Consider the following 18824-nt stretch of genomic DNA (forward strand, 5'->3'; position numbering starts at 1 on the left):
AGACCTTGCCGTCCAATAGATCGTAAAGGTGGGATGGCTGGACGCTTACAACCAAGCAAAAGAGGCTGTCCATTCACGGGCCTGCTTGGCCATTGAGCTGTGATTAGCCGCGGAACGAGGATAAACACCCGTTATCTAGACATTCACTCACGATAGTTCGGTCCATGAGGCGTGAAATTGGAATATGGGGCTGGGACGAGTACTCGTTTACCCCATTCAGTTTGCAATAATCCTTCCAGTCCATTTCTACCATTTCTGCAACTTCTCGATGGAATTAGTCAGGCAATCTCAGTCTCATCGAACCAGTCGCGGATCGTTTTGGTAAAAAATAGATGCATTGTGTCCCACCAACGTTTCCACCAGTTGCCTGGCTCCCCGTTTTCAAGTGCTATCAATGGTTGGCTTCCGAGCTTTTGCCCAGCATCGTACAGTTCCAGTCTTCCAACGACGGCCCCAATAGCGATAGGCGCTTCGAGCGGTCCATCAATTTCCATGCGTGTCTCTAATTCTCGATTTTTATTCTTGGGTAAGGTGAGGGTCATATCGTCCAGCAACCCCACGGCGATCGATCGTTCTTTACCTTTCCAGAGCGCAGACCACATGAGTATTTTCCCGGCTCTTTTGTAGGTTTGGGTATCGTAGAAACGAAAGCCGTAACCCATGAGTTTTTCCGTTTCTGCAGTGCGTTTATGTGTGCTGCTTGCGCCAAGGATCACACTGATCAAACGCCGCCCGCTCCGATGAGAGGAAGCGACCAGGCAATAACCTGCTGCGTCGGTATGGCCGGTTTTCAATCCGTCGAAGCTTGCGTCACGCCATAACAGAAGGTTGCGATTGGCTTGCCGTATTCCATTCCAGGTGAAGTGTTTCTTGGCGTACAGCCCGTAGGAGTAAGCACCTTCACTGATGATCGCCCGAGCCAATGTGGCCATGTCTCGGGCCGATGAATAATGCTCGCGCTCAGGCAGCCCAGTGGAGTTCATGAAGTGCGTATTGCTCATTCCCAGTGCATTGGCAGTCGTATTCATCATTCGGACGAAGACGCCTTCGCTTCCGGCCACATGTTCGGCGAGAGCAACGCTTGCGTCGTTACCAGAGTCGATGATCACACCGCTGAGTAAGTCGTGAACCGAAACAGAACTGCCGGGGTCGAGAAACATCCGTGAGCCGCCGGTACGCCAGGCATTTTCGCTGACCGTGACCATGGCATCCGCTTTTATACGCCCGGCCTTGATCTCACGTGTGGTGACAAACGCCGTCATCATTTTCGTCAGGCTGGCTGGCGGTAGACGCTTATCGCTGTTGTGGCTGGTGATAACGGTACCCGTTGCAGCGTCGATGAGTATCCAGGCTTTGGCGCCGAGCTTCGGCGCAGCAGGGATCATAGCCCCTCGTGTGGGATTGTCAGCCAGAGCAGGGCTCGCCCAGGCAAAAGGCGTTGTTACGCAGAGAACGGTTAACAGGAGCCGGAACAACAGGTATTTCACAAGCAAAAGGCCTTGGGTCAGCAGAAGTTGCTGACAAGCTAGCCCTCAGGGCCGGGGGGGCTCAAATTAAGCTGGATTAAGTTAAATTTAATGTTCGGCCACCGATGATTACGTAGATCAGTCGGAAACCATCGGGCAGTGAATCAAAACACGGGTACCACGACCGATGGCGGCAGGCTGGATATCCAGCGAGTAATCGTGCAATTTTACAATGGCAGCGACCAACGATAAGCCAAGGCCATGTCCGGGTTGCATACTGCTTGCCTCACCTCGATAGAGCCTGCGAATGACATGTGTACGGTCCGCCTCTGGTATCCCGGCCCCATCGTCGGCGACCTCAATGATGACCGTTGAGTCCTTTATGCTACCGCGCAATTTGATATGCCCGTCCACCGGCGTAAACTTGATGGCGTTATCCAGCAAGTTGACCAGCGCTTCGAACAGCAACGATGAGTCGCCATACAATCTGGGCAAGTCGCTGGTGATTTCCAGGGACAGCGTCTGAGAGCGGTCCAATGCAAGAGGTTCATAAAACTCATGTGCCTGCTGCAACAGCGCCATGATCGGAAAAGGAGCAAAGGCCGAGCGGCGACGGATATCGTCGAGTTCGGCAACCCGAAGCAGTCCTTGAAAGCGCACCATGATTGATTCGCTTTCTTCAAGGGCCTGATTCAATGTGTGTTGGTGATCACTGTCCAGAGGCAATTGTTGGAGCTGATATAGCCTTGCGCGCAACCGGGTCAGTGGCGTTCGTAGGTCATGGGCGACCCCATCGCAGACGCTCTTGACCTCATGCATCAGTTGCTCGATATGGTCGAGCATCGTATTCACGGCGCTTGCCAGCATATCCAGTTCATCACGGCGGGCTGACAAGGGCAAACGCTCCGCCAAGTTGCCTGAAACGATACTTTCCGTACAAAGCTGCAGGCGTTTGACACGACGCAACGGTCGGCGTCGCAACAAACGCCAGCCAATTAGCCCGGGAATCAGTGTTAACGAAAATCCCCACATCAAGGCCTGTTCGATAATCCCGCCCACGGCAGAAATCGAGCCGCCGTCACGCGCCAGAATAAGAATATGCCCGTCGGGTCGGCGTGCTAACAGCGCATAACTGCTTCTGGTTTCTTTGTCGGGTAACGCAATGCTCAGTCCGCGCTCAAGATAATGAACCTTGCCGTCATCGGGCAAACTGGAGCGAAGTTTGAGCAGGTCCCCGGCAACGTGCCGTCCTTCGGGAGTGAATAATCCGTAAGCATCGATCCCGGGTGTCGAATAGGCTTCGCTGGCAGCCAGTTCCTTCACCAGTTGTTTATCATCGATCTTTTGATAGTAATGGGCACGCTGCAGTAATGTTCGCTCTGCAACGGTTCCCAGATAGTGGGAGATTTCCCAGTACAACACACCGGTAAAGAGTGCACCCCAGGCCACAAAAAACAGGGCGTAGAAACCGATCAATCGACTACCGGACGAGCGCCATTCTTCAGTCTTTGGCAGCAAGGACATAACCGGCACCGCGTATTGTATGAATGGCGGGGGTCCCTTCATCGCCTTCAATTTTTTTGCGCAGCCGACCGATGTGAACATCTATGATGTTTGTCCCCGGGTCGAATCGATAACCCCAGACCTCTTCAAAAAGCATGGTGCGGGTGACCAGTTGGCCGGCACTGCGCATCAAGTAATTGAGCAGCTTGAATTCCGTTGGCAGCAGCAGGATGTGTTCGTCATTTCGCGTCAGTTTGTGCTCGACTAGGTCCAGTCGCAGGTTTCCGCAACTGAGTTGCGGATGGCTTGCATCTGTACTGGTGCGCCTTAGCAACGCGTCAAGACGCGCAACCATCTCGATAGCAGAAAAGGGTTTGGTCAGATAGTCGTCGCCGCCCGCGCGAAGCCCTTGGACGCGTTCATCCACATCAGAAAGCGCACTGATCATCAGGACTGGCGTCTGAATACCCAGACTACGCAACGTACTGACAATCGTCAGTCCATCAAAGTCGGGAAGCATCCGATCCAGGGTAATAGCGTCGAAACCTCCTGCAATCGCCAGGGCAAGGCCGTCTCGTCCAGTAGCGGCCCATCTTGAACTGAACCCATGGCGTTGGAGTTCAGCAATGATGACCTCCGCCGTCACCTTGTCGTCCTCTATGACCAGCGCGCAACTCATAACTTCCTCCATTGCTACCTGTACTCGGGCGACTCCGACGCAACGTCGACAGCCAATGCAGGCGTACCCTAGTGACCAACGAGCCCGCCGAATATTAAATATTTCTTAACCCACCTTAACCCCATCGCCAGCTAAAGCACGGATATATTCGCCACGACAACGGATCACTCGAACTGAAAGGATGAAAGATGTGACCCCTTATCTGGCTTTCTTTTTACTGACGTTCGGCTTGGTGTGTTCCTACGCGACATGGGCCGCAAAGACTACCAGCCGGACCGTTCTGCAACGTGACGCTGGCGCCAAAAATGGACCCGGCCTTCGAGTATCACCACGTCGCCCTGGACCTTGACGTGTATCCCGTCGGCTTCTACCTCGGCATTGCGCTTGAGTGCCGCTTCGATGCTGCGCTGGATGTCGCCGGCGTCTACCCGCGGACGAAGAGTGAGCCAATTGTCGATGCCCAACACGCCGGACAATTTGCGCACGAGCCGTTCCACGGTTTCTTTTTGGTATTGCCAGTCTACTTCGCCTTCCAGGGCGATCCACCCATGTTGCACGACGACTTTAATGTCGCCTTCGGCGACGGCGCGTACACCTTTGAGGCGCCTGAACGACGAAAAATCCTTGAGGTGAATCAACAAAGCGGCCGACAGCCCCGCGGTGTTCAAAACGCCAACTTCGGCCCCAGGTAGGCATTGGCGCTGGCGATGTCGTCATCCCCCAACGCGCCCACATCCGCCGCCAGCCGCAGTTTGGCCAGCAGGTAACGCAGCTTGGCTTCGAACAGATCGCGCCGGGCGGTGTAGATTTGTTCCTGGGCGTTGAGGATGTCGACGTTGGTGCTGGAGCCAGCGAGGAAGCCCTTTTTCGAGGAGTCGAGTGAACGCTCGCTGGATTTGACGGCTTTTTCCAAGGCGCGGATGCGCGCTTCGCCGCTCTGCACCCCGCGAAATTCCCGGGTGGTGCCAGAGATGATTTCCTCGCGGGTGGCGTTCAGATCCTCTTCGGCCTGATCCCGGGTGGCGACGCTTTGCCGGGCGCGGGCGCTGACGTAGCCGCCGCTGTACAACGGAATATTCAGCTCCACGCCAGCCGAGCTGTAGCGGTTGCGCTGGTTTTGAGTGGACAGGGTTTCACTGTCGGCGGCGGTGTAGCCCAGCACCAGATCCAGGGTCGGCCAGTGACCGGCCTTGGCCTTGGCCACTTCTTCGTCGGCGGTGTTGACGTTCAAGCGGCGGGCCCGGATCGAGGGGCTGTTTGTCCCCGCGCGAATAATCCATTCCTGCAGATTGTCCGGTTGCAGCGGTGGCGTGGGGAAGGTGTCTTGCAGGGTGGCGATTTCATCGGGTGTCTGCCCGAGGTATTCCTGCAACAGTCGCCGTGCCACGGTCACGCTGTCTTCGGCTTCGATCAGCTCGGCCTGGGCCAGGTCACGACGGGCCACCGCTTCGTCGACGTCTGTGATGGTGCCGTCGCCGAGGTCCTTGCGCCGTTGGGTCGAAGCCACTTGTTCATTGAACGATTTGAGTTTGGCCGTCGCCAGTTCCACGGTCTCGTGGGCCAGCAACACGTCAAAGTAGCGCCCGGCCAGCTTAACGGCCGCATCCTGCGCCTTGCCGTCGAACACCGCCACACCGTACTCGGCCTGATATTCGCCTTGGCGATACTCGGCCATTTTCTGCTTGTTGAAGAGCGGTTGGCGCAGTTGCAGTGTCGCGCCCCGGGAGTTGTAGTTCAGGTCATTGGTCTGGCTATTGCCGAAAAAATCCGGCTGCTTTTGCGTGCCGTTGATGTGGTTGTCGAAGGCGGTGATGCCGATTTTCGGCAGCAGCCCGGATTGACCGATAGTGCGGTTTTCCAGCGCTGCATCGCGTTCGTGACCGGCAGAAAGATAGGTCGGGCCCTGGAACTGCATCAGGTTCCAGGACTCGCGAAGGTCCAGGGCCTGAGCCGCCGGTGCCTGGCAAACAAGAAAAGCGATGATGAGCCGGAATTGGGTGCCATTCATTTCATTGCTCCTTGAACGCGCTGTTCACGCGATCAAGCAGCGGCTTCAACAAGTAGCTGAGCATGTTGCGTTCACCCGTCTTGATGGTGACTGACGCGGGCATGCCCGCGCGGATGTGGTTGCTGCCGAGCATGGCCATGCCGGGGGGAGTCACTTCGATTTGCGCCAGGTAGTAGGGCTGTTTGTTGTCGTCGCTGACCAGGCGGTCGGCGGAAATGGTCAGCACCTGACCCGGAACGTTCGGTGTCTGCACGTGATTGAACGCGGGGAACGAGATGGTTACCGGCAGGCCGGGCGTCATCCGGTCGATCGCTTGTACCGGCACCATCGCGTCGATTTGCAACGGTTCGTGTGCCGGCACGATCTCCATGATCTTGAAACCGGGCGCGATCACGCCGCCGATGGTCGAGACGTTCAGGCCCTGGACCATACCGTCGATGGGCGAACGGATCACCGTGTGTCGGACCTGATAATCCAGGGCCTTCAAACGGTCGGTGAGGGCGCTGTTTTCTTTCTGCACTTCGGCCAGCAACGACTGCACTTCCTTGCGATAGTCGAACCCCCGCTGAAGGATGCGCAACTTGATTTCGGTGACCTGGCCTCGCGCCCTGGCAATGTTATTGAGGTTGTCGGCCTGGGAGGCATTGAGATCCGAACCGGTGCGTTCCAGTTCGAGCATACGATTGCGTGGCACATAGCCTTCGGCGGCCAGTTGCCGGATCCCGATCAGTTCCTGATTGAGAAACCCGAGCTGTGTCGAGCGGGCACTGTAGACGTGTTGTAACCCTTTGATCTGTGCTTCGGCGGAGTTTTGCGATTCGCGAAGGATGTCAATCTCGCCCTCAAGGGCGGCGCGGCGCGTGGTGAATAAATGCCGTTGCAGGATGATTGCATTTTCCAGGTGCTCGCTGCCGGCGTAGCGCCGCAACATGGTGGGATCGAAGATGACCTCTGGCACGCCGTCACGCTCGGCTTGCAAGCGGTTTTCCATGGTTTTGGTGGCGATAAACTGAGCGTTGACCACCCCTTGTTCCGAGAGCGCCTGTGTGGCGTCGAGCCGCACCAGTTCCTGGTCCTTGCTGACGCTGTCGCCTTCGCGCACCAGAATCGCTTCGACGCTGCCGCCGGTGAGGTGCTGGATGGTCTTACGATTGCTGGTGACCTTGACCGTTGCGGTGGCGACGATGCCGGCGTCCAGCGGTGCAAGCCATGACCAGAGCAGAAATCCGCCAAAGCCGAGGACCGTTAGCAGCACGCCCCAGCGTGCCAGGCGGTGGTCGTTGACATCGATATTGGCCGCCGCGCGTTCCAATTCCTGGCTACGAGGATCAAGACTCAACGCGCCCATTTATTCTCTCCCGCGCACAGCTGAAAGGGTTAGTGCGCCCACGGTCGGCAGCACGCTGGTTTGACGTAGTGCAGCAAACACCTCGTCCCGGGGGCCGAACAATTGTGTGCTGCCTTCACGCAGCATCAGGACTTTATCGACGGTGCCGAGGATGCTCGGGCGGTGGCTGATCAGCACCGTGGTGCAGCCCCTGGACTTGAGGTCTTCAAGCACCTCGATCAGGGCTTTTTCCCCGGCGTCGTCGAGGTTGGCGTTCGGCTCATCCAGCACGATGATCGACGGCTCGCCATACAGCGCACGAGCCAGGCCGATGCGTTGGCGCTGTCCACCGGACAGCGGGTTGCCGTCCACATCCAGGGGCGTGTCATAACCATGGGCAAAGCGCAGGATCATGTCGTGCACGCCGGCCCGCTTGGCTGCCACGATCACGGCATCACTGTCGACTGCGCCGAAGCGGGCGATATTGTCGGCAATAGTGCCTTCGAACAATTCCACGTCCTGGGGCAGGTAACCGACCCAGGGGCCGAGCTCTTCCTTGTTCCACAGGTAGACGTCCACACCGTCGAGCCTCACTTTGCCGCTTTGCGCCGGCCAGATGCCCACCAGCAGCCGTGCCAGGGTTGATTTGCCCGACGCGGACGGGCCGATGATGCCCAGTGATTCACCCGGCGACAGGTTGAAGTGCGGCCCGCGAAGGATCGATTGGCTCATGCCCGGCGCCCCGGCGTGCAAGTGCTCCACCGAGAGCATGCCCAGGGGCCGTTGCAGCTTCATCGCATCGGCCCGGGGCGGAAAATCTTGCAGCAGTTGCTTGAGCCGCGCCCAGGCGCGGCGGCTGGTCAGCAATTGCTTCCAGCTGCCGATCAGTTGCTCCACGGGTGCCAGCGCGCGGCCGCTGAGGATCGAGCTGGCGATCATCATGCCGGGGGTGATTGAACCTTCGATCGCCAGCAGGGCACCAGTGCCGAGGATCAGCGATTGCAGGGTGATCCGCACGAAACGCGCGAGGCCGCTGATGTAGGCTGCACGATCGGAAGCCAGGGTTTGCATTTCGAGAATCCGCAGGTGGCTGCCGAACCAGCGCCGGGTGATCGCCGGCAGCATGCCCATGGCCTCGATGACCTCGGCGTTGCGCAGATTATTGTTGGCAAAGGTGCCCGAGATTTGTGCGGCCTGATTCGCTTCATTCAACGGTTTTTTGGTGGCGATTTCGGTCAACCAGGTCAGGGCCAACAAGATCAGTGAACCACACAGGATGACCATCCCGAGCAACGGGTGGATCAAGTAGGCGACGAAAAGGTAAATGGGGGTCCAAGGCGCATCGAAGAACGCAAACAGACCGTTGCCGGTCAAAAACTGGCGAACTTGCGCGAGGTCCTGCAGGGCTTGGGCCGGGTTACCGCCGGTGCGATGCAGGTTGCGCTCGAAAGCGGCGGTAAACACGCGATGGTTCAGGGCCATGTCCAGTCGATTGCCGACTCGGATCAACACCCGTGTGCGCACGACTTCCAGTATGGCCATCAGGGTGTACAAACCGATCATCAGAAGAGTCAGCATCAGCAACGTGGTGACATTGCTGCTGACCAGCGCCCGGTCATACACCTGCAGCATATAAATGGCCGGCGCCAGCATTAGCACGTTGATGACACCGCTGAATCCGGCCAGCGAGTAGAACGTGTGGCGCAGCCGAAAAAACACCTCGGCAAACTCGGATCGCTGCTGGTTTTTCTTGTCCATCGGAAGGTCCATTGCTGTCGGTGTATGTACCTCAGCGTAGGGGGACGACGGTTGGTCGGATGACGCGCCGACCCGGTTTTTACGCGTCAATGTTTTTTTGACGCGTTTGACGGTGTTTAAGAACAACAGGTTGCGTATTTTCTTTCGGTAGATAGTGATGAAAGTTGCTTCTTGGCGGACTAATTTCGTGCGACCTAAGTCTAATTTGTGGCACCGAGGTGTTCGCCCATTCGATCAGTGCACAGCGTTCGCCGGGGTTACCTGCTATTAATCAATGGGAGTACGAATGCTTGACCATTTCAGGAGCGTGTTATGAACCCTTTCATTCGGATCGGCATTGTCGACGACCACCCGATGTTGCGTGAGGGAGTTGCCAACACACTGAGGAAGAGAACGGATTTGCAAGTCGTAGAGCAGGGGAGCACTGCGAACGAAGCCCAGGACATCGCACTGCGCTTGAGACCGGACGTGATGCTGATGGACGTCAATATGCCGGGCGATGTGTTTGCTGCCGTTCGTTACATCTCCACTCAGCTTTCGGGTGTGAAAGTCCTGATGCTCACGGTGTCCGAGTCCGAAGATGACGCCTACTCAGCGCTCGAAGCGGGGGCACGCGGTTATGTATTGAAAGGGATCAGCGGTCCGGACCTGGTTCTTGCGATACGCTCGATCTCCAGGGGCGAAACGTACATCACCCCGGACTTTGCGCAAAAGCTCCTGAGCAACTTCAAAAAGCATGAAGCCGAAGTCCGTAAGATCGACCTCACCCACCGGGAGGAGCAGATCATTCGTGAAGTATCAATGGGCCTGACCAATAAGGAAGTGGCTTCAAAGCTTTTGATCAGCGAAAAAACCGTGAAGTACTACATGACCTGCGTGATGCAGAAGCTTCATGTGCGCAACCGTGTCGAGGCCGTCACAGCCCTGCGGCGCTATTGGGAGCGCGAGGCCGTCGGTCGCCTGCACATCGGGGCAGTGAGTAATCACATGGATATGTAAGGTAGCCCATGGCTAAAGCTTGAACTGTGCATTCACCGCAGTGCCGTCGGCGGATGAATCGATGCTGAACAGTCCCCCCAAGGATTCAACGCGGTTGCGCAAACCGGCGAGCCCCAGTCGAGTTCTGCCGGCTGTGTCGACCATCATGGCGTCAGCCGACATACCCGGCCCGCTATCTTTGACGCTGATGTGAAGCAGGCCGTCCATGTAGTCCGCGCTGATGGCCTGGCCTTGGCCCCGGGCATGACGGTAGGCGTTGTTGAGGGTCTCCTGCACAAACCGGTAAAGACACAGTTTGAAGGGCAGCGGCGCGTCCTCGGGTAACGCCCCCAGCGTGACTTTGACTTTGGTGCCGGTGCGTTGTTCGTGTCGCTGTGCCACCAGGTGCAATTCATCCTGCAGGCTAAGGTTGTTTATCTCTGGAAGCGCCAGACCCCGCGATAGCTCTCTGACCTCACGCAGGGCATCGGTCGCTGCGCCGCGAATGGTTTCCATTGTCTCCTGATCGACCGCCGTGCAAGTCTCGGCCAGGTCATCGAGGCGGATCAGAATCAAGGTCAACAGCTGCGCCGGGCCGTCATGCAGGTCTGCACCGATGCGGCGCAGTGTCAGTTCGTTAATCCGTGAGAACTCTTGGGTCGCGGTGCTCATCTTGTGCTGGAGCGTGGCGTTGTGATCATGCAACCGGTTTTGTTCCTGCAACCTCATTCGCAAGGCCACCTGCTGGCGTTGAATGATTTTGTCACCGCCTCGCACCAGGAAAAACAGCAGCGTCAGCATCGCCATGGTCGCGGCACCAACCACCATCCATACTTGCTGGCGGACGCGTTTGATCTCCTGTTCCAGGCTGTCGGCCTTTTCATAAAACTCGCCTACGGCGATGATTTTTCCCGTGGAAATCTCGCGCAACGGTGCATAAATCTCATAGAGAGGCACATTCATGTTTCGCTCGAATTCGTTCTCTTCCTGCGTCAGGTCCTCAAGGTCGGTCACCACGTTACCTTTGAGTGCATGGGCAATTTCTTCCATCGGAAACTTGCGATTAGTGATGGATTTGTCCGTGCTATAGACCACCGTGCCGTCCGGTCGCCAAATTTTGATGGAGACGATGTGCCGTTTCAGCGAACGGCTGTCCATCAAGCGGTCCAGGGAGCCGACGCTTTGCGGCGAGAGGATGTTGTCGCGACTCATCTCCTGCACATAGGGCTCCAGAAACGCCTCCATGTAGTGGGCGCCGGCTTCCGCCGCGCTTTGTACGGCGGCCCTTTCTATGCGCTCACTGACCAGCTCGCCGACAAAAAACATGGTAAGCCCCAGGATTAGTGCGGCGACCATCACGAACTGCGTAGAGCGGCTTAGCTTGCGTATCTGATCCATCAGTCGGCTGCGCAGGTTGGCATGCCGACCACTATCGGAGACCGGTATCGGGCCGTCCGGCGTCTCACCCTGTTCGGCGATAAATGTCTCTCTTTCCGAGTGGGCGTTTGAGTCATTCGCCATTGCTTCAATTCCCCAATCATTGCTCGCCGTGGGTGGTAAAACAGTGCATCAACCGCAGAGTGCCATGGTCCAACTGCCTATACGAACAGCCTCACTATAGATGGACATTCGGTGCAACAGGCGACGGCCTGTTGCAGGGCGTGTAGCGACCTGTCCAATCTGGGGCGATTCACTCTTCAGGGGCGACCAAAGTCGAGTGTGCGCCTGCGACGAAGGTCCCGATTCTTGATTGGACCTTCGCATCTATCGGTTTTCGTTGGCCTCCCCGATGCTTTAGGTGACGAAAAAAGCGATTTGGACTCACTCGCTTACGGGCTGCCCTCAAGGTTGGGATCAAGGCCAGGCCAGTCATGACAGATCTGAAGTTTGAAACCTAATTTGACAGGTGAAATATCATGGCCACGCGCTATATCTTGAAGCCTTTTCGATTCAATTTTTCCGATCTGGATTTCATGAGGAGTCAAATTGGATTTCGTCCACTCTTCGATGCGGATGGCAATGCGATCATCGATTGGAGCGGGTCGAGTGCGATATACGATTCGCAACACCGGTTAATCTACGATCCGGGCAGCACGACCCTGAGCCAGACCCAGATTGACAGTAATCTTGCGATGTATGGCCACTCATATGCATCGGTGACGGCCTCTCAGGGCCTGCGCGATCTGTCGGGGCTGAACAACAACCTGTACCTGGTCAATGCCAGTTGGGGATCAGCCGACCAGCCCTTTCTGCAACGCATGGCGGTGGCGTTCGATCAGTACGTAAAGCCCATGGCTGGGCTTGGCAGCGACCCCAACGCGTTCTACGCCAACACGTTTACAACCAGTCCCAACACGGCCGCGGCCGACTACACCAAGCAAGGCGACAACCTCGGGACGCCGATCAACGAGGCGTCTCCCGCTCACGACGTTGTGGATTACACGCCGCGCATGATCAGTCGGTTGGTCACCACGGCAGATGTCACCTTCCAGACGGAGCCCGATAGCACTCACCTCGTCAAGGACGTCAATGGTTTCACCCAGGTTGCTGACTACGGCATGCTGGAAGCCCTCGGCCAGCAAGACGCCCAACGCGGCTATGACTTGCAGTTTGATGCCAGCGGCAATCCGGTCTGGCAACTGGATGGCAATGGCGAGCCGGTCACTGACCCGCTGACCGGCGCCAACGTTCAAGCCTATTCGTCTGTGCAAAATGATGAGTATTTCATTGGCGCACAGAACCCTGGTGTGTCACCGGTCAATGGCTGGTTCGTCCTGTTCGGCCAGTTTTTCGATCACGGCCTCGATTTCATCGGCAAGGGCGCGGACGGCACCAAGATCACGATCAACTTGTCCCCGGACGATCCGCTCTATGGCGTGATCAACCCCACCACCGGCCAGCCTGCCACCAAGATCGTGATTTCCCGCGCGGATGTGAGCGGCTTCACCGCTGAAGGAACGCCGCAATGGAACAACCACACATCGCCTTATATTGATCAGAGCCAGACCTACGGCTCCGACCAGGAAGTCACCGACCTGTTGCGAGCGTGGGTGTCCACCGATGGCGGTATCACTTACCACGCCGGCGCCCAAATGCTGGACGGCAACACGTCGGTCGCCTGGAAGAATGCGTTTGGCGAAACCACTCACGCCACGCTGCCTACGCTGAACGAGCTACGTGCGCACCTGATGCTCACCCAACGTGCTGACTTGACCTGGGAAGATGTGCTCGACCTGCGCAATCGCGATGCGGCTGGCAACGTGGAAACCGGAGCAGAGGCCGGTAACTCTGGCCAGGCGCTGATTCTTGATATGAACCCGCGCTTCGACGAGGCGCACTTCAAAAACCCGTTGAACCCCGAGGCTGCGACTGATTTCCTGGCCAATATTGCGACCCTTCGTGACGCTGCGCAGGCGTTGGGCGCCGGTTATGAGTTCGCCTATGTCGACGGTGCGGGCCCCAATGATGGACACCTGGAACTGAAACTGCCGGCCGGCGCCATGGGCCCGGGATCACCGGCGGTGACGCTGACGGGAGCCAGCGCGTTGGCGCTGTGGGTGAACTTCAGCGACTTCAGCATCAAGACATCGATGCAGGTGGGCCCTACAGTGATCGCACTCACTCCAGCAGTGCACGCCGCCGTCGGCGAGCTGCTGATGGCGGCGGTGGGCGATCACTACATTGCCGGTGACGGCCGAGTGAACGAGAACATCGGTCTGACCGCGGTACACCATGTGTGGCACGAAGAGCACAACTTTCAGGTGCGCAACATTCAGGATGCCGTTGCGGTCGAGGACTTGCGACAAGAGCGGCTCGATCAAGCGGGTACATACAACCATGACCTGCTGCATGAGTGGCAGGTCTCGGTGCTCACCCAGGCGACAGATGTCGTGGCGGCCGGTGTGAGCGTGATCGGCAATCACTACGAAGATGCCCAAGGCAATTACGTTTACGCCGGTGGTGCCATCGCCTGGGACGATACCAAACTGTTCAATGCAGCCAAAATCACGGTCGAGATGGAGTATCAGCATACGGCGGTGGACCAATTCGCCCGAACCATCACACCCAACATCGCCGAATTCGTGGGCTACAACAGCGGCGAACAAGCCGATGTGAGCCTGGACTTCTCTCAAGTGGCCTACCGCTTCGGCCACAGCACCTTGCGCGAATCAATCGACCTGATCGACCCGTCGGGAGGCATCACCGGCAGTGTGATGCGCGTTGCACTCGAGCGAGCATTCCTCACGCCTGAGCTGTTTGCGCAAAAGGGCGCGGCCGCCATCGCCCTGGGCATGACCCACCAACAGGCCAACGAGGTTGACGAATTCGTCACGCCAGCGCTGAACCAGGGCCTGCTCGGCCAGCCGCTGGACCTGGCCGCGATCAACATCGCCCGTGGCCGCGACGTTGGCATCCCCACACTCAATGAGTTCCGCGCCGCCATTGGCCTGAGCGAATACAGCAGTTGGGCCGACTTTGGCGCCAACATGATCCACCCGGACAACCTGGTGAATTTCATTGCGGCTTATTCGTTCGACGGCAACGTCGCACGCGCCGCCGCGCTGATCGGTCTGGAAAACGGCAAGATCGCCGAGGGCAGCATCGAAGCCCAAGGGTATACGTACAACCAGGCACTGGACTTCCTCAACAACACCTTCAACAGCCCCGCTGACGCAGGCAGCTATGGCGTCGACGGCTTTCAACACATCGACACCTGGTTGGGCGGTCTAGCGGAGGTGCACGTCACCGGGGGCATTCTGGGTGAAACCTTCGACACGGTGTTTGTCGACCAGATCAGCCGACTGATGAACGGCGACCGCTTTTACTACCTCTATCGACTGGACCAGTTGCAGATGGGAGAGGGCATCGTCAATGAACAGTTCAAGGACATCGTCGAGCGCAACACCGGCGCCGAGCACCTCAATGGCAGCGTTTTCGCCTATGCCGACAAGTACTACGACCTGGCGCAGAACGAGGTCGCCAATGCCAAGACCGAGCACAAGTACGCCGATGCGATCAAGGCTTACGAGGATGCTCATCCCCTCTACGCCGCCGATGGCATCACGGTGATTGGTCATCAGTCTCTTGGCATTTATTCCACTCGGGGCAATGCCACCACCAACAACGGCGACATCGTGACCGTCAATGGCGTGCAGTACATCCGTGACTTCCGTGTCGAAGACAGCGCCGCGACCTCTGGCACCACGGCGATCAATGGAGGGGTAAATCTCGACGGCACGCTGAACAGCGGTGCCGAGTCCCACGAGGTAATAGTGGCCAGCGACAGTAACGACCTGATTTACGCCTGGGGCGGTGACGATACGGTCTATGGCGAAGGCGGTAACGATATTATCTACGGCGGCAACGGTATCGACCGCCTGTACGGTGGTGATGGTAACGACCGCATCTACGGCGGCGATGGCGGCGATCTGCTGGATGGCGGCGCCGGTGACGACTACTTGAGCGGCGAACAATCCGCCACGGCAGCGGCGGGCATCGACCAGATTATTGGCGGCGAAGGCAATGACATCCTCCACAGCGGAGTGGGCATCGACAAGCTGTCGGGGGAGTCGGGAGACGACTTCCTGTTCGGCGAAGGCGATACCGATCCCTTCACCCACGGTGGCGATGGCAACGACATCCTTGACGGCGGTGCCGGTGGTGATCTGCTGTGGGGCGACGGCGGCGACGACCTGATCATCGGCGGCGACGACCAGGATGTTTCGGGCGGCCTCGATGGCGACGATATCCTGCGCCCGGGGGCCTTCTCCCAAGCCATGGGCGGTGGGCCGGACGAAGTACTGGGTGGTGACGGCAAGACCGACCTGGGCAACGACGGCAAGGGCATTGGATTCGACTTGATCGACTTCAGCGACCATGCCAAGGCCCCCCAAGGCCTTACGATCGATTTTTCGACCCAGCAGAACCCGGCGGTGGCGATCGACCTGACCACACCTTTTCCGGCGTGGGTTGGCATTGAAGGGGTCATTGCCAGCCAGAACAATGACACTGTCCTGGGCGATGCGAGCGCCAACTGGCTGATTGGCGGCAGCGGCAATGACAAGCTGGTCGGCGGCATTGGCAACGACGTGATCGTGGGTGACGGTATCCGTCTGGACAGCCTGATCGGCACGTACGCCGGTGGCTACGACAATTACCAGGATGGCGCCAGCTACCGTGCTGCCGGATTTATCGGCACTAACGGTCTGCTGGACGCGGCGGGGCCTGGCTTCGACAAGCACTTCACCGAGATGCTGAAGTCGGCCACTTTCGAGAATCTGGAACTGGGCGGTAGCCAAATCACCCGTTTGTGGCGCAATGGGGTCGCGAGTTCCAATCCTGCCGATCTCGCCGATAGCGTCACGGTCGGTGACGGTGGTACGGCGGGCCTGTCGGACATGGCGTTGTTTACGGGAAACCGGTCGGAATACACGATTCAGAGGATCAACTTTTTGACTCAACATCAGGGCCTTATCACCGCCTTCAAGATCACCGACAGCGTGGCGGGCCGCGATGGCAGCGACATTGTGGTTGGCGTGGAGAAACTGGGCTTCGCCGACCGCACGGTCAACCTGAGCATCACCAATCATCTGCCGACCGGGAATGTGGCGCTGTCGGGCTATGCCACTGCGCCGACCACGCCAAGTCGTCCGGTGCCTGCCCAATACCGGCTGACGGCTAACACCTCGGCCATCCAGGACGCCGACGGCTTGCCTGGACCAAGCGGGTTCTCCTATCAGTGGCAAGCGCTGGTGGGCGCCGCCTGGCTGAGCATAACCGGGTCCAATGCGTCGACCTTCGCACCCACCTCGGCGCAGTTCGGCCAGCAATTGCGAGTGATCACCACCTACACCGATGACAGCGGCACGGTGGAACAGCTGACGTCGGCCCCGTCGGAGGCAGTCGGGCGCTTGATCGAGGGCACCAACTTCTTCAACAACACGCTCAATGGCACCAACTTTCAGGACATCCTGATGGGCTACTCGGGCAATGACATCCTCAACGGTGGCTTGGGCTCCGACGTGCTGGACGGCGGCACGGGCAACGACACAATGCGCGGCAATACCGGCAACGACGTCTATATGGTCGATGCCAATGGCGATGTGGTTCAGGAGAACCTTAACGAAGGCAACGACACGGTCATGTCGTCGGTCAGCTACACCCTAGGCGCCAACGTCGAAAACCTGACCTTGCTGGGGTCGAACAACATCAACGGCATCGGTAACGCACTGGACAACGTTATCAATGGCAACAGCGGCAACAACCAGCTCACTGGCTTGACGGGTAACGACACGGTGTTCGGGGACGCCGGCAACGATACGCTGCTGGCCTCCTTGAACGATGGCAACGACCACTATGACGGTGGTGCGGATGTCGACACCTACGATTTGTCGGCCACATCGGCGCCATCCACGGTCGATTTGATCGCGGGTACGTCAACCAGCACTCAGACTGGCAGCGACAGTCTGACCGGCATCGAGAACGTCACCGGCAGTTCGGGTGACGATCACATCCAGGGCGATGGCGTCAGCAACCTGTTGCAAGGCCAGGGCGGTAATGACTGGATCAACGGTGGCAGCGGCGACGATACGTTGATTGGCGGGCAAGGTGCGGACAGTCTGTTCGGTGGGCTTGGCAACGACACCTTCCGGGCGTCGGTCAATGACGGCAACGACAGCTACGACGGCGGTGGCGACACCGATACCTACGACCTGTCGGGGACCTCGGCCAACGCATCGGTCAATCTGCTCACCGGCCTTGCCAGCAGTTCGCAAACCGGCAATGACACCTTGACGGGTATCGAGAATGTGATCGGCAGCAGCGGTGCCAATATCCTGACCGGTGACGGTGGCGCTAACGTGCTGACAGGCCTGGGAGGCAATGACACGCTCGGCGGTGGCGGTGGCAACGATACTTTGTTCGGTGGAGCGAACCGGGACACCCTGACCGGTGGAGCGGGCAATGACCTGTTTGTCTTCTCGGCCATTGGGGATTCAGGCACGTCAACCCTTACCCGAGATGCAATTACCGACTTTACCCAAGGGCAAGACCTTATCGATCTGTCGCTGATGGATGCCCGGACCTCCGGCGCAGGTTCCGCCGGTAATCAGGACTTCACCTTCCTCGGCGAGTGGAACGGCACCGGCAACGAGTTCAACAACCAGGCGCAATTGAAGTACCACTTCGTCAATGTCGGCGGGGTCGATCACACCTATGTGGAGGGCAATGTGAACAGCGGCAATGGCGCCGACTTCCAGATTGATCTGGTCGGGCATGTGGCCCTCACTGCGAGCGATTTCGTCGGCGTGGTATAGGTTGGCAGCGTAAAAAGGGCGCCCCTTTTCATTAAGGGGCGCCCTTTGTTTTTTGCGGGAACGGACGTGAGCTAGACCACGGCGCCAAACAAGTGCCCCACCAGCGCCGTAATCCCCATGGCCAGCGCCCCCCAGAAGGTCACCCGCCAGGCACCGGTGATGACCTTGGCGCCGCCGGCCCTGGCGGCAATGGCGCCCAGTGTCCCGAGAAACACCAATGACATGCCCGATATCCAGGGCACCACGCTGTGCTCCGGCGCGACAAACGTCACCGCCAGGGGCAGGGCGGCACCCACCACAAAGCTGACGGCGGAGGCCAGGGCGGCCTGTAAGGGTTTGGCGGTAAGGGTGGCGCTGATACCCAGTTCGTCCCGGGCGTGAGAGCCCAGTGCGTCATGGGCCATCAATTGATCGGCCACCTGATGCGCCAGTTCGGGTGATACGCCACGGTGCATGTAGATGTTGGCGAGCTCGATGTGTTCGGCTTTCGGGTCACTGGCGAGCTCGGCACGTTCGCGGGACAAGTCGGCGCGCTCGGTATCGGCCTGGGAGTGCACGGAGATGTACTCGCCTGCCGCCATGGACATGGCGCCGGCCATCAGCCCCGCCATGCCCGTGACCAGCAACGTGGCGTGGCTGGCGTTGGCGGCGGCGACGCCGATCAGCAGGCTGGCGGTGGAGACAATTCCGTCGTTGGCCCCAAGGACGGCGGCGCGCAGCCAGCCGATACGATCACTGCGGTGGGACTCGGTGTGTCTGTGCATGAATTTCATGGTTGAGCGCGACTCAC

10 protein-coding genes and 1 pseudogene are annotated in these 18824 nt (G+C 58.4%); 2 read left to right on the forward strand and 9 right to left on the reverse strand.

All coding sequences use genetic code 11. The features are described 5' to 3' along the window. Positions 1-278: 278 nt before the first annotated feature. The 7 genes and pseudogenes from IMW75_RS22535 to IMW75_RS22565 form a co-directional block, all read right to left on the reverse strand. Complete coding sequence (locus IMW75_RS22535; RefSeq protein WP_237142314.1) at positions 279-1385, reverse strand: D-alanyl-D-alanine carboxypeptidase family protein; 1107 nt, start codon at positions 1383-1385, stop codon at positions 279-281. Positions 1386-1604: 219 nt separating this feature from the next. After that, positions 1605-2990 carry a sensor histidine kinase gene (locus IMW75_RS22540; RefSeq protein WP_205893818.1) on the reverse strand — a complete coding sequence of 462 codons (1386 nt, stop codon included), beginning with the start codon at positions 2988-2990 and terminating at the stop codon, positions 1605-1607. Continuing rightward, positions 2968-3648, reverse strand: a complete 681-nt coding sequence (locus IMW75_RS22545) for a response regulator transcription factor (RefSeq protein ID WP_045058429.1) — start codon at positions 3646-3648, stop codon at positions 2968-2970. Before IMW75_RS22545 ends, IMW75_RS22540 begins: the two co-directional genes overlap by 23 nt. 263 nt (positions 3649-3911) lie before the next feature. Beyond that, positions 3912-4340, reverse strand: a pseudogene (locus IMW75_RS22550) (BON domain-containing protein); the annotation flags it as partial. Next, positions 4313-5656 carry a TolC family outer membrane protein gene (locus tag IMW75_RS22555; protein WP_205893819.1) on the reverse strand — a complete coding sequence of 448 codons (1344 nt, stop codon included), beginning with the start codon at positions 5654-5656 and terminating at the stop codon, positions 4313-4315. The gene IMW75_RS22555 and the pseudogene IMW75_RS22550, both read right to left, overlap by 28 nt. A 1-nt stretch (position 5657) precedes the next feature. Beyond that, a complete protein-coding gene (locus IMW75_RS22560) occupies positions 5658-7004 on the reverse strand; it encodes an HlyD family type I secretion periplasmic adaptor subunit (protein ID WP_205893820.1) in 1347 nt (448 codons plus the stop codon). Further along, positions 7005-8741, reverse strand: a complete 1737-nt coding sequence (locus tag IMW75_RS22565; protein ID WP_205893821.1) for a type I secretion system permease/ATPase — start codon at positions 8739-8741, stop codon at positions 7005-7007. It abuts the gene before it with no gap. Positions 8742-9053: 312 nt separating this feature from the next. Here IMW75_RS22565 and IMW75_RS22570 point away from each other — a divergent pair, with 312 nt between their 5' ends. After that, a complete protein-coding gene (locus tag IMW75_RS22570) occupies positions 9054-9740 on the forward strand; it encodes a response regulator (RefSeq protein WP_045058425.1) in 687 nt (228 codons plus the stop codon). A 12-nt stretch (positions 9741-9752) separates the two neighbouring features. Here IMW75_RS22570 and IMW75_RS22575 read toward each other — a convergent pair whose 3' ends face one another. After that, a complete protein-coding gene (locus IMW75_RS22575) occupies positions 9753-11240 on the reverse strand; it encodes a sensor histidine kinase (RefSeq protein WP_205893822.1) in 1488 nt (495 codons plus the stop codon). A 611-nt stretch (positions 11241-11851) separates the two neighbouring features. Here IMW75_RS22575 and IMW75_RS22580 point away from each other — a divergent pair. After that, entirely contained in the window at positions 11852-18034 is a 6183-nt protein-coding gene (locus tag IMW75_RS22580) for a peroxidase family protein (RefSeq protein ID WP_205893823.1), read from the forward strand. A gap of 71 nt (positions 18035-18105) precedes the next feature. Here IMW75_RS22580 and IMW75_RS22585 read toward each other — a convergent pair whose 3' ends face one another. Next, positions 18106-18807, reverse strand: a complete 702-nt coding sequence (locus tag IMW75_RS22585) for a VIT1/CCC1 transporter family protein (protein WP_205893824.1) — start codon at positions 18805-18807, stop codon at positions 18106-18108. Between the last annotated feature and the right edge of the window lie 17 nt (positions 18808-18824).

It is taken from the genome of Pseudomonas gregormendelii (genome assembly GCF_017114825.1).
GTDB classification, from domain to species: domain Bacteria; phylum Pseudomonadota; class Gammaproteobacteria; order Pseudomonadales; family Pseudomonadaceae; genus Aquipseudomonas; species Aquipseudomonas gregormendelii.